General features: G+C 60.4%; 11 protein-coding genes and 1 tRNA gene. 7 read left to right on the top strand and 5 right to left on the bottom strand.

What is annotated here, in order from left to right; all coding sequences use genetic code 11:
• The first annotated feature begins 35 nt into the window (after positions 1-35).
• The 3 genes from J5N58_RS13480 to J5N58_RS13490 all read left to right on the top strand — a co-directional run bounded on the left by J5N58_RS13480 (position 36) and on the right by J5N58_RS13490 (position 2,991).
• Complete coding sequence (locus tag J5N58_RS13480) at positions 36-1,220, top strand: GGDEF domain-containing protein (RefSeq protein WP_113338350.1); 1,185 nt, start codon at positions 36-38, stop codon at positions 1,218-1,220.
• 72 nt (positions 1,221-1,292) lie between these two features.
• Complete coding sequence (locus J5N58_RS13485; protein ID WP_113437210.1) at positions 1,293-1,985, top strand: orotate phosphoribosyltransferase; 693 nt, start codon at positions 1,293-1,295, stop codon at positions 1,983-1,985.
• 79 nt (positions 1,986-2,064) lie between these two features.
• Positions 2,065-2,991 (top strand): carbohydrate kinase family protein, encoded by a 927-nt coding sequence (locus J5N58_RS13490; RefSeq protein ID WP_113437209.1) that lies wholly within the window; start codon positions 2,065-2,067, stop codon positions 2,989-2,991.
• 17 nt (positions 2,992-3,008) lie between these two features.
• Here J5N58_RS13490 and pgi read toward each other — a convergent pair whose 3' ends face one another.
• The gene (gene pgi / locus J5N58_RS13495; protein WP_244711165.1) at positions 3,009-4,634 is read right to left on the bottom strand and encodes a glucose-6-phosphate isomerase; all 1,626 of its coding nucleotides are present in this window, start codon (positions 4,632-4,634) and stop codon (positions 3,009-3,011) included.
• 132 nt (positions 4,635-4,766) lie between these two features.
• Positions 4,767-6,482, bottom strand: coding sequence for a long-chain fatty acid--CoA ligase (locus tag J5N58_RS13500; protein WP_113338346.1), 1,716 nt, complete (start codon positions 6,480-6,482; stop codon positions 4,767-4,769).
• A 310-nt stretch (positions 6,483-6,792) separates the two neighbouring features.
• Here J5N58_RS13500 and J5N58_RS13505 point away from each other — a divergent pair, with 310 nt between their 5' ends.
• Positions 6,793-7,185 carry a PRC-barrel domain-containing protein gene (locus J5N58_RS13505; protein ID WP_112827761.1) on the top strand — a complete coding sequence of 131 codons (393 nt, stop codon included), beginning with the start codon at positions 6,793-6,795 and terminating at the stop codon, positions 7,183-7,185.
• A 279-nt stretch (positions 7,186-7,464) separates the two neighbouring features.
• Positions 7,465-8,772 (top strand): UDP-glucose dehydrogenase family protein, encoded by a 1,308-nt coding sequence (locus J5N58_RS13510; protein WP_112827762.1) that lies wholly within the window; start codon positions 7,465-7,467, stop codon positions 8,770-8,772.
• A 177-nt stretch (positions 8,773-8,949) separates the two neighbouring features.
• On the opposite strand, the gene J5N58_RS13515 is transcribed toward J5N58_RS13510, so the two are convergent.
• Together J5N58_RS13515 and J5N58_RS13520 are read right to left on the bottom strand one after the other, a co-directional pair.
• A tRNA-Thr gene (locus J5N58_RS13515) sits at positions 8,950-9,025 on the bottom strand.
• Between the two features lie 135 nt (positions 9,026-9,160).
• Positions 9,161-10,120 carry an NAD(P)H-dependent flavin oxidoreductase gene (locus J5N58_RS13520; protein WP_113467001.1) on the bottom strand — a complete coding sequence of 320 codons (960 nt, stop codon included), beginning with the start codon at positions 10,118-10,120 and terminating at the stop codon, positions 9,161-9,163.
• A 309-nt stretch (positions 10,121-10,429) separates the two neighbouring features.
• Here J5N58_RS13520 and J5N58_RS13525 point away from each other — a divergent pair, with 309 nt between their 5' ends.
• A complete protein-coding gene (locus tag J5N58_RS13525) occupies positions 10,430-11,629 on the top strand; it encodes a hypothetical protein (RefSeq protein WP_113338343.1) in 1,200 nt (399 codons plus the stop codon).
• Positions 11,630-11,642: 13 nt separating this feature from the next.
• Here J5N58_RS13525 and ppk2 read toward each other — a convergent pair whose 3' ends face one another.
• On the bottom strand, positions 11,643-12,530 hold the full coding sequence (gene ppk2, locus J5N58_RS13530; RefSeq protein ID WP_112827765.1) for a polyphosphate kinase 2: 888 nt from the start codon (positions 12,528-12,530) through the stop codon (positions 11,643-11,645).
• 262 nt (positions 12,531-12,792) lie between these two features.
• On the opposite strand from ppk2, the gene phoR reads away from it, so the two are divergent.
• The gene (gene phoR / locus J5N58_RS13535; protein WP_425314466.1) at positions 12,793-14,025 is read left to right on the top strand and encodes a phosphate regulon sensor histidine kinase PhoR; all 1,233 of its coding nucleotides are present in this window, start codon (positions 12,793-12,795) and stop codon (positions 14,023-14,025) included.
• The last annotated feature ends 157 nt before the right edge of the window (positions 14,026-14,182 follow it).

The raw sequence follows: 14,182 nt of genomic DNA on the forward strand, positions 1-14,182 counted from the left end.
TCGGCGGCGGTTTCACGCTGAAGAGAGCGCTTGGCATGATGCTTGACTATAATTCTCTTCTGCTCGCCCTGGGTTTTTCCGCGACCTGTCTCATGGTGACCCTTCTGGGAACCTGGGTATCGCGTCGCACGGATTCCTTCCTGCTGACCCTCGTCGTCGCGCTGCTCTTCATCGTTATCGGTATCTTTGCCTACAGTTCCTACACGCTGGAAGCGGGTCTTCTCAGGGCGTCTTTTGCCTATGTCTTCCTGATGATCGGCTTCAGCATGATCTACGCGGGCTCCGTGCAGTTTAGGACCGGCGGGGCCCCCTGGACGCGATCGATCGTTCTTTCGATCGCCACCATCGCACCTGGATTGCCACTGATACTCGGCGGGCTCGATGGATTGGGCATCGTTTTCATGAATGCGGCCACCGCGTTGCTCCTGATCGGCACGGGATGGCAATATTGGCGTGCGCGTGCGGAGGCGCCGGGACCGCTCATCGGAATGGTTTTCCTTTATGTCGTCAGTGGACTGTCCTTCGCGCTGTGTGCCGCCGTGCTGATCGACAAACGCCAGTGGGTTCTCGGCCATGCGCCGGACAATTGGGCGGAAGATCTGAATATCGCGATTTGCATTGCGGGCATGTCCGGCATCGGCGCGCTGTCGCTTGCGCTTCACCAGTGGCGACTTGCGGCGCGCCATCGGCACGAGGCCAACACCGATCCGTTGACCGGGCTTCTCAATCGCCGGGCGCTTTTCGACCAGGTCGCCGGTCGCCCCATCGGATCGAAGACGGCGGTCGTCGTCTTCGATATCGATCGGTTCAAGTCGATCAACGACGAGCACGGCCACGCCACCGGCGATGCGGTCATCCGGATATTTGCGGAAGAACTGACGACCGGAACCGGTGGCCAGCAGACGGTCGCCCGACTGGGGGGCGAGGAGTTCGCCGTCATCCTCTCCAACACCCTGCCGGGCCGGGCCGAACGTGTGACCGGCGATATCGTCCGCAGCTTTGCCGCGCGCGAAATCCGGATCGGGGAGGCGGTGCTGCGATGCACGGTGAGCGCGGGCATTGCCTTCGGTACAAAGGAGACAGACAGCTTTGACGCAGTTCTGAGCCTCGCTGACGCGGCCCTTTATCAGGCGAAGCGCAACGGTCGTAACCGGGTCGAAATGGCAGACTTCCTGCACAGGGTCGAAACGGTGGAAACCCGTACCAACGTTTCCCCCTGAATGGCAGCACTATCTAGTATCCGCCGGCGCATGCTGCTATTCGCCTGACAAGGACGATCAAGGAGCGGGCGCATGATTCAGACGACATTTCCCGAACCGGCCGTGATGGCTGAACTGGTGGCCAGGATGCTCTGGGAGATCAAGGCGGTGCATTTCAATGCGGCCGAACCTTACAAGCTCTCTTCCGGCATGCGCAGCCCCGTCTACATCGATTGCCGCAAGCTCCTGTCCTATCCGCGCATCCGCTCGGCCGTCATGGATTTCGCCGCCGCGACCCTGATGCGCAATGCAGGCTTCGAGCAGTTCGACTGCATCGCTGGCGGCGAAACGGCTGGCATTCCTTTCGCCGCTCTCCTGGCGGATCGTCTCGGCCTGCCGATGATCTATGTCCGCAAGGCGCCCAAGGGGCATGGCCGCAATGCCCAGATCGAAGGCCATATGCCGGAAGCCGCCCGTGTCCTCGTCATCGAGGATCTGACGACGGCCGGTGGCAGCATGTTCAAGTTCATCGATGCCGTGCGCGCTGCCGGCGGCGTGGTCGATCACGGTATCGCCCTCTTCTACTACGGTATCTTTGCCGAAGCCGAGGAACGTTTCACCAACGGCAATGTGAAGCTGCATTACATCGCCACCTGGCGTAATGTGCTGGCCGTCGCGCGCGAGCAGAAGCTTTTCGATGAAAGGACGCTGACCGAGGTCGAGTCCTTCCTCGATGCCCCGCTGGCCTGGTCGGGCCGCCACGGTGGCGTCACGGAACTCGCTTAAACCGAAAGCAGCTCTGGCGTTTCCACCCGGATTGCTTTAAATCGATTGAAAGTCGTTCTTGGTAAGGGAGGATGCCCGGATGATCCTGTGCTGTGGCGAGGCGCTCATCGACATGTTGCCGCGCGAAACCACGCGCGGTGAGAGGGCATTTGCGCCCTATGCCGGCGGCGCGATCTTCAACACCGCAATTGCGCTCGGGCGCCTCGGCATTCCGACCGGTTTCTTCACCGGTCTTTCCGACGATATGATGGGCGACATCCTGCGTGAGACGCTGAAGCAGAGCAATGTCGACTACGCCTTCTGCGCGACGCTCTCGCGTCCGACCACCATCGCTTTCGTCAAGCTGGTCGACGGGCACGCAAGCTACGCCTTCTATGACGAGAACACTGCCGGCCGGATGATTGCCGAGTCTGACTTGCCGGTGCTCGGCGACGATTGCGAGGCCCTGCATTTCGGTGCGATCAGCCTCATCCCCGAGCCGTGCGGCGCGACCTACGAAGCGCTGATGACCCGTGAACACGCGAAGCGCGTGATCTCGCTCGATCCGAATATTCGTCCCGGCTTCATCAAGGACAAGCAGGCGCATATGGCGCGCATCAACCGGATGGCAGCCATGTCCGATATCATCAAGTTCTCCGATGAGGACCTTGCATGGTTCGGTCTGGAAGGCGATCAAGATACTCTCGCCCGTCACTGGCTGAACAAGGGTGCCAAGCTCGTGGTGATTACCCGCGGTGCGGAAGGTGCCACCGGTTATACAGCCGGTTTCAAGCTTTCCGTGCCGAGTGAACGGGTTGAGGTCGTCGATACCGTCGGTGCCGGCGACACCTTCGACGCCGGTATTCTCGCCTCACTGAAGCGTCAGGATAGACTTACCAAGGAAAAGATCGCCACGCTCGACGAAGCGGGTGTCGAGGCGGCGCTTCGACTGGGCGCAAAGGCCGCGGCGGTGACGGTTTCGCGGGCAGGGGCCAATCCGCCCTTCGCAGCGGAAATCGGGTTTTAAGGAAAATAAGCGCGGCCTCAGCCGCGCGCATTTCGAAGAGCGGCGACGAGACCGGCCGTCGAGCTGTCGTGACCGGTTGCTGCGACCTTGCCTTCCACCACCGGCAAAAGGCCGGTCGCCAGTTCCTTGCCGAGCTCCACGCCCCACTGGTCGAACGAGTTGATGCGGAAGATCACGCCTTCCACGAAAACGCGATGCTCGTAGAGCGCGATCAATCGCCCCAGCGCGAACGGGGTCAACTGCTCGTAGACGAAGGTGATCGAGGGACGGTTGCCTGAAAACACCCGATGCGGCGCGAGGAAATCCGCTGTCGCTTCGTCCACGCCCTTTGCCGTCAGCTGCGCCTTGGCCTCGGCAAGCGTGCGGCCGCGCATTAGGGCCTCAGACTGGGCAAGGCAATTTGAAATCAGCAGTTCGTGCTGGTGGCGGAGGTCGGGCTCGAAGCCTTTGGCGGCGATCATGAATTCGGCCGGAATGATGCTCGTTCCCTGATGGATGAGCTGATAGAAGGCGTGCTGACCATTGGTGCCGGGCTCGCCCCAGACGACCGGGCCGGAGGCGCCGGCGACCGGCTTGCCGTCGATCGTCACGCTCTTGCCGTTCGATTCCATGTCGAGCTGCTGCAGGTAGGCCGGAAAGCGCGACAGACGCTGGTCATAGGGCAGGATGGCCCGAGTCGGATAGCCGAGCACGTTGCGGTGATAAACGCCGATCGCGCCAAGCAGCATTGGCAGGTTCTTCGAAAACGGCGCCGTGCGGAAATGCTGGTCCATCGAATGGGCGCCATCGAGGAAGCGGCCGAAATTCTCAGGCCCGATGGCGATCATCAGCGGCAGGCCGATGGCCGACCAGATCGAATAGCGACCGCCGACCCAATCCCAGAAGCCGAAGACACGATCGGCGGAGATGCCGAAAGCGGCGACCTTGTCGAGTGCGGTCGACACGGCAGCGAAATGCGCGCCGACGGCATCCTCGCCGAGCGCCTTGGCGATGAAGGCGCGGGCCGTCTGTGCGTTGGTCATCGTCTCTATGGTGGTAAAGGTTTTGGACGCCACGATGAACAGCGTCGTCTCCACAGAAAGCTGCTTCAGCGTATCTGCGATATGGGCGCCATCGACATTCGACACGAAATGCAGGCGCGGGCCATCATGAAAGGGAGCGAGCGCCAGTGTCGCCATGGCTGGGCCGAGATCCGAGCCGCCGATGCCGATGTTGACGACGTCGGTGATGGTCTTGCCCGTCGCGCCGGTAAGCCGGCCGGAACGAACCGAATCGGCGAACCTTCCCATCGCTGCAAGAACGCCGTTGACGTCGGGTATCACATCGGCGCCGTCAACGATCACCGGCGTATTTGCCCGATTGCGCAGCGCGGTATGCAGCACGGCACGGTTTTCGGTGAAGTTGATCTTCTCGCCGGCAAACATCGCGTCACGCTTTTCCGCGACGCCGGCGGCCATGCAGAGTTCTTCCAGCAGCGCCATGATTTCATCGTTCACGGCACATTTCGAGTAGTCCATCAGCAAATCGTCAAGGGACGTGCTGAACCGGGTGAAGCGCTGGGCGTCGGCGGCAAAGGCGGCTCGCAGATCCTCCGCGCGGGTGGCGGCGGCAGTGCTGATGAGTTTGTCGATGATAGCCTGCATCTTCTTTTCCCTGGTTGGCAAAGATGAGGGCGACACTATTCTGGGGAATGCGCCCGATCAAGGCGCACTCCGCGAGAATGAAACATCGACGGCAGGTATCGGCTCCGCCGGCCGGCCATTGTTGCAAAGACGTTACTTGGCGGCCGAACTGTCGCGGAGCTCGCGCCGCAGGATCTTGCCGACGTTGGATTTGGGTAATTCCGCGCGAAATTCGATGTAACGCGGGCGCTTGTAATTGGTGAGGTTTTCGGCGCAATGGGTCTTGAGCTCGGCCTCGGTCAGCGCCGGGTCCTTCTTCACGACGAAAAGCTTGACCGCCTCGCCGGAATGTTCGTCGGGAACGCCGATTGCCGCGCATTCCAGGACACCCGGATGCATGGCCGCAACTTCCTCGATCTCGTTCGGATAGACATTGAAACCGGACACCAGGATCATGTCCTTCTTGCGGTCTACGATCTTCACGTAGCCTCGCTCGTCCATCATGCCCATGTCGCCGGACCTGAAGAAGCCATCCGGGGTCATCACCTTGGCGGTTTCGTCGGGGCGCTGCCAGTAGCCGGCCATGACCTGCGGCCCGCGGATGCAGATCTCGCCGGTCTCGCCGATCGGCAGCGTATTCCCGTCCTCGTCTCGGATCTCGATATCGGTCGAAGGTAGAGGCAGGCCGATCATACCGGAAAACTCGTTGCTATCGAGTCGGTTCACGGTTGCGACAGGCGATGTTTCCGAAAGACCGTAGCCCTCGGTGATCGGGCAGCCGGTCATCTGGAACCAGCGTTCGGCGACGGGCCGCTGTACCGCCATGCCGCCGCCAAGCACCAGAAGCAGGGACGAGAAATCAAGCGATTTGAAGTCCGGGTTGTTCATCAGCGCATTGAACAGGGTGTTCAGACCGGGAAAGATATGGGCCTTGTGCTGCTGAAGTTCCTTGACGAAGGCGGGAATATCGCGCGGATTGGCGATCAGAACATTGTGGCTGCCTGTCGCGACCCCCATCAGCGAATTCACCGTCAGCGCGAAGATATGGTAGAGCGGCAGCGCGCAGATGAAGGTCATTACCTCCGGCCGGCCCTTGCTGTTGAACGCCGCCTCGAGCCACAGTGCGATCTGCGCCTTGTTGGCCAGCAGGTTGGAATGGGTGAGCGTCGCGCCCTTGGAAACACCCGTCGTGCCTCCGGTATATTGCAGGAAGGCGATGTCATCGCCCGCGACATCGGATGGCTTCAGCGTCTGGCGTGCGCCTTCCGCCAACACGCGATTGAAGCTCTTGTGCCCGGGAATGGACCAGGCGGGCACGAGTTTCTTGACCTTGCGCACCACGAAATTGACGATGTGGCCCTTGAGGCCCAGCATATCGCCCATGGTGGCCACCACCACATGCCGGATCGGAGTATGGGCGATCACCTGCTGGACAGTCCGGGCGAAGTTTTCAAGGACGAAGATGACCTTGGCGCCGCTGTCCTTCAACTGGTGTTCCAGTTCACGCGGCGTATAGAGCGGATTGACGTTGACCACGGTGAAGCCGGCTCGCAGTATGCCGTAGACCGTCACGGGATTTTGCAGGATGTTGGGCGTCATCACCGCTACACGGTCACCCTTCTGCAAGCCCTGCGCCTGCAGCCAAGCCCCGATCTTGCGCGACTGTGCTTCCAGTTCGCGATAAGTCATGCCGCGTCCCATGCTGGAAAAGGCGAGACGATCCGCATATCTGGCGCAACTGCTCTCGAAAAGCGCGCCGAGCGAGGCATGTTCCGGGGGAGGAACTTCCGCCGGCACCGTAGACGGATAAGATGAAAGCCAGATTTTTTCCGCTGCCCGGCCGCTATGGCGGCTCGCGAGATCAGACATGTTTACCTCCCGGTCAAAGTTTCCTTCATGCCCGCCCTCCCGTGGCCGGCATGCCCCCTCCTCGACGCGCAAACCGAGCTTATGCCTTTGGTAAGCCGGTTCAAGCCCTCTTAGCTCTATATAACCTTAACGTAAGCGTCAATAAATCTCGTGCTCTTCGTCTTTGCCTTGGTCGCGGCTTTTCAATGTATTTCCAATGGCTCGAGCCGCTGCCGGCGAGAACCAGGTGTGTTTTGCGCGGGTGTTCAAGGAACACCGGAGCCGCTGGGGCGTTGCCCCTGACGTATCGAAGAGAAAAAGGAGGTGCATCATGCTGCACGAAAGCGGACAAACTTCTGGTCGTGACCCTTATGTGAAGGATACCCCGACCCTGATCGCCAGCGACAAGGTGGAAGGCACGGCTGTCTACGGCGCCGATGGCAAGCGTATCGGTTCCATCCAGCGAATCATTCTCGAAAAGCGCGGCGGTCGCGTCGCCTATGCAGTCCTGAGTTTCGGTGGCTTCCTCGGTATCGGGGACGATTACTATCCGCTGCCGTGGGAGAAGCTTACCTATGACGAGGAACTCGATGGATATCGGGTTGACCTGACCCGGGAGCAGATCGAGCGTGCACCGCGCTTCCGCAGCGAAGACCGCGACTGGTATCGCGAAAACGGCCGCTCCGTTTATGATTACTATGGCGTGCCGCCCTATTGGATGTAGGACTTTCACCCTGAAAAGGCCCCGCTTCGGCGGGGTTTTTTTTATGTAAAACGGGAAGGCAAAATCCCTTAAGTGACGGAGCAGGAAAGTAACGGGGGCTTTTGGCAGGATGAGCTTGGTTTACGTTTCGCAATGCGGTAAGTGTTAACCGGCAATTAACATTTCTGAGTATCGGTCAGCGGAATGACCGGTTTTCGCGGTCGCTCGCCGGGTCTCCCAAGCCGGCGGAGGGGTCATGCGAGACTGCCATTCCCCACACAAAATCGAGTGGAGTCTGTTGTGCGCATAGCGATTATTGGTACCGGTTATGTCGGCCTCGTTTCGGGCGTCTGCCTTTCTGATTTCGGTCATGATGTCGTTTGTATCGACAAGGTCGAAGAAAAGATCTCCATGCTCAATAGCGGCAGAGTGCCGATTTTCGAGCCGGGTCTTGAGGAACTCATCAAGAAGAATGTCGCCGCCGGGCGTCTGAGCTTTACCACGGATCTCGCCGGCCCGGTCGGCGAGGCGGATGTTGTCTTCCTCGCCGTCGGCACGCCGTCGCGAAAGAGCGACGGTCATGCCGATCTTGCCTATGTCTTTGCCGCCGCCCGGGAGATTGCGCGCGCGGTGAAGGGGTTCACGGTCGTTGTCACCAAGTCGACGGTTCCCGTCGGTACGGGTGACCAGCTCGAACGAATCATTGCCGAAGAAAATCCGGATGCCGATGTCGCCGTGGTTTCTAATCCGGAATTCCTCCGGGAAGGTGCGGCGATCGAGGACTTCATGGCGCCCGACCGCGTGGTCGTCGGCATGAATGACGATCGCGCCAAGACCATCATGGCCGATGTCTATGCAGCCCTCGATCCGCAGAAGCATCCGGTGCTCTTCACATCGCGTCGTACCGCGGAACTGACGAAATATGCGGCAAATGCCTTCCTCGCCCTGAAGCTTGCCTACATCAACGAGATCGCCGATCTCTGCGAACAGGTCGGTGCCAATGTGCAGGACGTGTCGAAGGGCATGGGCCTCGACAGCCGCATCGGCCAGAAGTTTCTCAATGCCGGCCCCGGCTATGGCGGATCGTGCTTCCCGAAGGATACGCTCGCCCTCGTCAAGACCGCGCAGGATCACAACAGCCCGATCCGCCTCATCGAGACGATTGTCGGCATCAACGAGACCCGCAAGCGCGCCATGGCCCGCAAGGTTGAACGCGCCCTGGAAGGCGATATTCGCGGCAAGACCATCGGCATTCTCGGACTGACCTTCAAGCCGGACACCGATGACATTCGCGAATCGCCGGCTCTGGCGATCGTCCAGGCCCTTCTCGATAAGGGTGCCATCCTTCAGGCCTACGATCCCGAGGGTATGCCCGCTGCCCGTGGCTTGATGCCGGAAATCAGCTATCGCGACGGTGTCGAAGACGTTGCGAAGGATGCCGATGCGCTGGTCATCATCACCGAGTGGAAGCACTTCCGCGCGCTCGATTTCGGGAAGCTGAAGTCGTTGATGAAGCAGCCGGTTCTGATCGATCTGCGCAACGTGTACGTACCGTCCGAGCCACTGAGCCACGGCTTCATCTACGACAGCGTTGGTCGTGCCGATTGACGATGCACGGTCGGGGCGCCTGTGTTCCGGCCCGATCTCCCCGAAACAAGAAGAGCGTCCCACACGGGCGCCCTTTTTGTTTGGGGGCACCGGCTCCACGCGGCAGGAACGGACCAGATGAAAACGATCGGACCCATGCCGCTCGATTTTCCATCTCTCATTGGTTTTTGAGGAAACTGGTGCCGCTTACGTGACTCGAACACGTGACCCCATCATTACGAATGATGTGCTCTACCGACTGAGCTAAAGCGGCCCTTGGCAACCGTCGTCTCTGCGGTTGCGATATGTCGGCGCTGATACAGGCATCGCGCCGGAATTTCAAGCGGGGAAATCGGTGGTGTTGCGGTTTTCCTCCTGATCGCCGCAACACCTCGTCTTAGAGCAGGTCTCAAAGCGAAAGGCGTGCGCGGGCCGCCTTGTATTCGTTCTCCAGCCGGTCGACGACCTTCGCCACGGGATCAATCGCCTTGACGGCGCCGATGCCCTGGCCGCAGCCCCAGATATCCTTCCAGGCCTTGGCGCCGGTGGTCGCCTTGTCGAAATCCATTTTCGATGGGTCTGCGACCGGAAGGTTGTCCGGATCCATCCCGGCGGCGACGATCGAGGGTTTCAGGTAATTGCCGTGTATGCCGGTGAAATAGTTGGAATAGACGATGTCGCTGGCATGGGCCTCCACGATCGCCTGTTTGTAGGCATCGCTGGCGCGGGCCTCCGTGGTGGCGATAAACGGCGAGCCGATATAGGCCATGTCCGCGCCCATCGCCTGGGCAGCCAGAATGCCGCCGCCAGTGGCGATCGCGCCTGCCAGCAGCAGGGGGCCGTCGAACCATTCGCGGATCTCCTGCACCAGCGCGAAAGGCGACAGCGTACCGGCATGCCCGCCTGCTCCGGCCGCGACTGCGATCAACCCGTCGGCTCCCTTGCGGATTGCCGAATGGGCGTGACGGTTGTTGATCACGTCATGCAGCACGATACCGCCATAGGAATGCACCGCCGCATTCACTTCCGGCACCGCGCCGAGCGAGGAGATGACGATTGGCACCTTGTGTTTGACGCAGAGCATAAGGTCGTGTTCCAGCCGCTTGTTGGAGGTGTGCACGATCTGGTTGACTGCGAACGGGGCGGCGGGCCGATCCGGATTTCGCGCATTATGTGCCGCGAGTTCTTCGGTGATCCGGGCGAGCCATTCGTCGAGTTGGGCCTCGGGCCTTGCATTGAGCGCCGGAAAGGCGCCGACGATGCCAGCCTTGCACTGCGCCAGCGTCAGGTCCGGATGGGAAATGATGAAAAGCGGCGAGGCGACCACAGGAAGCCTCAGGTTGTCGGACAGAACTGGCGGAAGCGCCATGGTAACCTCCCCACTATGACGTTTACGAAAACGTCAATTGTCTACCAGAGTCCTGTCTTCGGGAAAAGGGTGTGGATGCCGGTCCGGCACGTGAAAGCATCGCAAATAAGGCGGGGTCGGATCGGGCATCTTCATGTTCTTTCGATGCATGTCCTTCCCTTGCCGCCCGCCTTCCGGCCGGCGACTTTCTGCCAGGTATCGGTGGGAAGCGAAAGGGCGGGGCTTGCGGATCGGATCGGCAGCCGTTACCGAATCGTTAAGAAAACGGGTCTCGGCGGCGTCAATCCGCCTGAAGGAGCAGTATAGCCAGTGAGCGGATTGGAAACGGCCATCAGAAACGCTCTCGAGCGGTCGGATCGCACCAATGCGGAAACCCGTGCCCGCATCTATCAGTCGGCGCGTCAGGCGCTCGAAAGCGGATTGCGCAAGCAGAATGTCAACGATCCCGAAACGATAGCCTATCAGCGTCATCGGCTGGAAACGGTCATTCATGCAATCGAGCTTGAGGAGCGGGCGCGCGTCGACGTTCAGGTTGCGCCGCCTGTGCCCGCGCCTTCAGCCTCTGTCCCCCCGGTCGCGACGCCCCCGGCGCCGGCTCGGCCGGGATTGCGCGAGGAACCGCGTTTCGCCGACCATCAGGCCGTTGAACGCCATGCGGGCGAACGCCCCGCCGTCGAGCCCTCCTTCGATGTGGAATCTCCATCGCGGGAGGCAGATCCTTGGCTGGACGATCCGTCTGACAGAATCGAGCCCGAACCTGAAATCAGGGTGGGAGGGGACGTGTCCGCAAGGGGGAAAGGCCCCAAGCTCGATATTCGTCCGGAAGCCGTCGTTCGGCGCCGGCCCCGCCGGGGCTTTTATTCGCGGCTCTTCATATCCTGCACGCTTCTCGCGTCTCTCGGCATGGGTGTCTGGTGGGTCTATACCTCGGGCGTTCTGCTGACTGCGGCCGAGCGGGATACCAGCGTGCCCAATCCTCCGCCGCATGCGGAAGCCGAAGATTTCGACGCGGCCCAGCCGACCCAGGAGCCGAAGGCGCTCGATGCGCGCAGCGGTTTCTCCGACGACTGGATCGAGGTTTTCGAACCGAAGCAGATTTCTGCCATCCGTCCGCGTGGCAATGCCCTGGTCGATGTCGTCACCGCCAGTGACGGCACAGCCGTCCGCGTCCTTTCGCGCAGCGGCGATGCCGATGGCAGCGTGGAGATCACTTTCCCGACGGAGGTGCTGAGGGAAATGGCGGGTCGTACCTCGACCATCGCGCTAACCCTGCAGTCGGCAGATGACAAGCAGGTGCAGATCTCGGTCTCCTGCGAGTTCGATCGGCTGGGCGATTGCGCCCGCCATCGCTTCACCGCAAATCCTGAAAAGACGGACGCCCTTTTCCGGGTGTCGTTCGAACGATCGATTGCTCCGGGTACGCCCGGACGTCTCGTGCTGAATGGCGACCTGGCCGGCACCGGGCGCGGCATCAATCTCTACTCCGTGCGGGTGTTGCCGGGAGAGTGACGCCGCCCGCGGGCTATTTCTTCGACAGGAAATCCGGGCCGGAACCGATGATTTTCCGATCGATCTTACCGATCTTTTCCTCGTCGCGGTCCTCGTAGTCGATCGATAGCAGGATGTGCCGGATAACGTTGAGGCGTGCCCGCCGCTTGTCGTTTGCCTTTACGATTGTCCAGGGCGCATACTCGGTATGGGTTTCCTTCAGCATCCGGTCGCGCTTTTCCGTATAATCGTCCCATTTGTTGAGGGCGGCGATATCCATCGGTGACAATTTCCAGACTTTGAGCGGATCGTGCCGGCGGTCATGGAAGCGTTCTAGTTGCATCTTTCGGCCGATATCCAGCCAGAACTTGAAGAAATGAATGCCGTCCTGTTCGATCAGTTTTTCGACGCGGGGCGCCTGTTTCAGGAAATCCTCGTACTGATCCTTGGTGCAGAAGCCCATGACGGGTTCCACGCCGGCGCGGTTGTACCAGGAGCGGTCAAACAGCACGAATTCTCCGCTTGTCGGGAAATGCGAGACATAGCGCTGGAAATACCACTGTCCGCGCTCGGTCTCGGTCGGCTTGGTGAGCGCGACGACCCGGGCGGAGCGGGGATTCATGTAGGAGAGGGTGGCGTGGATGGTGCCGCCCTTGCCCGCGGCATCGCGGCCTTCGAGCAGCGCCATAACCCGTTTGCCGGTCTTCTGTTGCCAGAATTGCAGCTTCACCAGTTCGACCTGCAGTTTCTCCAGTTCGTCCTCGAACTCTTCCTCGTCCATTTTCTTGTCATAGGGAAAATCACCGGAAGCGAGGGATTCGTCGTCGATCCATTTTGGCAGTTTGGGATCGTCGATGTCGAAGATGCGGCTTTCCCCGTCGATGACAAGCGTGACGGCACGGCTTTCCTGTCCGGTTTCCATATTCTTTCCTCTCCCGGTTCGGCGACGATGCGATCGTAATCCGCCAAAGGGACATATTTGCTGCGTTGTTTCAAGATCTTGCTGAAATAACACCGCGGGTTCGCCGCTGTCGTGTTCAGTCATGGGGATAACCGGGGGGAATGATGGCGGCCCCCGCATAGATCTGTCATGAATCGGCGATATCACGGTTGTTTGATGATCGGCTACGCATCCATCAGGCGAGGTTCTTGTGGCAGAAAGTTCATTCGAGTGGCGCAGGCTCCTGCGGCGGATGCGGTCCGGCTGGGCTTACCTGCTGGCGGCCGTGCTGATTTCCGTCGCCGCCTATCTGTCCGGCGCCGATCCTGTATTTGCCGTCATTCTCCTCGTCCTCGGCGTTCTGGCCATCCTGGTGCAGAAGGGCGACGAACAGGCTGAGGTTTCCTTCGTCGCCCCGCCAGAACATGTTGCGGACGAGGCGGGGGACGACGAGCCGGTTTTGCCTGTCATCTTGTCAACGCTCTCCGCATTGGACCTGCCGGTCTTCATCATTGGCAGGGACGGCATGCTGCGAGGGCAGAATTTCGCGGCGGAGAAAGCCTTCGGAGCCCTCTCCCCAGGGCAGCATATCTCCGCGCGCTGGCGCTCTCCGAGCATTCTCGACATGGTGCGAGAGACGATCGCGACAGACGAGCCGAACCAGATCGAACATTCCGAACGGCTTCCCTCCGAACGGGTCTATATTGTTCGGATCGCCCCGGTGCCGCAGTCTGCGGAAAAGGGCGGTGAAGCACTCTTCCTTCTGTCGTTCAGGGACATTTCGGAGCTGCGCCGGCTGGACCGCATGCGCAGCGACTTTGTCGCCAACGCGAGCCACGAGCTTCGCACGCCGCTCGCTTCTTTGCGCGGTTTCATCGAAACGATGCAGGGGCCGGCGCGCGGCGATCCGAAGGCGCAGGAGCGGTTTCTGGCAATCATGCTTGAACAGGCCAACCGAATGAGCCGGTTGGTGGACGATCTTCTCTCGCTTTCCCGGCTGGAGCTGAAAGCCCATCTGGCCCCAGACCAGAAGGTGGATCTGGTGCCGGTGATCGGCCACGTGCGGGATTCCCTGACCCCTCTGTCCAGGGATCTCGATGTCGAAATCCGCCTGCACTTGCCGGAAGATAGGGTCGAGGTTCTGGGGGATCGCGACGAACTGGTCCAGGTCTTCGAAAACCTCATTGAAAACGCCTGCAAATACGGGCAGGAGGGGCGTGTCGTCGATGTCTATGTGCGCAATCCGCAAGGTGGTCCGGTCGAGGTCAGCGTTCTGGATTTCGGCCCCGGCATTCCAGCCGAACATGTTCCGCGATTGACGGAAAGATTCTACCGCGTCAGCGTCGCCGACAGCCGGTCCAAGAAAGGCACCGGTCTCGGTCTCGCAATCGTCAAGCACATCCTGACACGGCACCGCGCAAGGCTCATCGTCAAGTCGGCCGTTGGCGTGGGTACGGAGTTCACCGTCCGCTTCTGAAGGCTCGCCGCCGTCCGCCTCGCCCGGTCGGGTGAAATGTTGCAGCGGTTGACACAAAAACCGCGCCAAATGCCCCCGTGCCTTAAGAAAAGTTTTAAATATCAACAGCTTGATATGTCATAAATGTTTCATCGAACTGACATAAAAGGGTGGGTGA

The sequence above is a fragment of the Paenirhizobium cremeum genome, from assembly GCF_022884085.1.
Taxonomy (GTDB): domain Bacteria; phylum Pseudomonadota; class Alphaproteobacteria; order Rhizobiales; family Rhizobiaceae; genus Allorhizobium; species Allorhizobium cremeum.

Excerpts from the sequence above, each read along its gene's own strand:
- J5N58_RS13480 (WP_113338350.1), top strand. The coding sequence starts at position 36 with ATGATGCTTGACTATAATTCTCTTCTGCTCGCCCTGGGTTTTTCCGCG.
- J5N58_RS13485 (WP_113437210.1), top strand. The coding sequence starts at position 1,293 with ATGATTCAGACGACATTTCCCGAACCGGCCGTGATGGCTGAACTGGTG.
- J5N58_RS13490 (WP_113437209.1), top strand. The coding sequence starts at position 2,065 with ATGATCCTGTGCTGTGGCGAGGCGCTCATCGACATGTTGCCGCGCGAA.
- pgi (WP_244711165.1), bottom strand. The coding sequence starts at position 4,634 with ATGCAGGCTATCATCGACAAACTCATCAGCACTGCCGCCGCCACCCGC.
- J5N58_RS13500 (WP_113338346.1), bottom strand. The coding sequence starts at position 6,482 with ATGTCTGATCTCGCGAGCCGCCATAGCGGCCGGGCAGCGGAAAAAATC.
- J5N58_RS13505 (WP_112827761.1), top strand. The coding sequence starts at position 6,793 with ATGCTGCACGAAAGCGGACAAACTTCTGGTCGTGACCCTTATGTGAAG.
- J5N58_RS13520 (WP_113467001.1), bottom strand. The coding sequence starts at position 10,120 with ATGGCGCTTCCGCCAGTTCTGTCCGACAACCTGAGGCTTCCTGTGGTC.
- ppk2 (WP_112827765.1), bottom strand. The coding sequence starts at position 12,530 with ATGGAAACCGGACAGGAAAGCCGTGCCGTCACGCTTGTCATCGACGGG.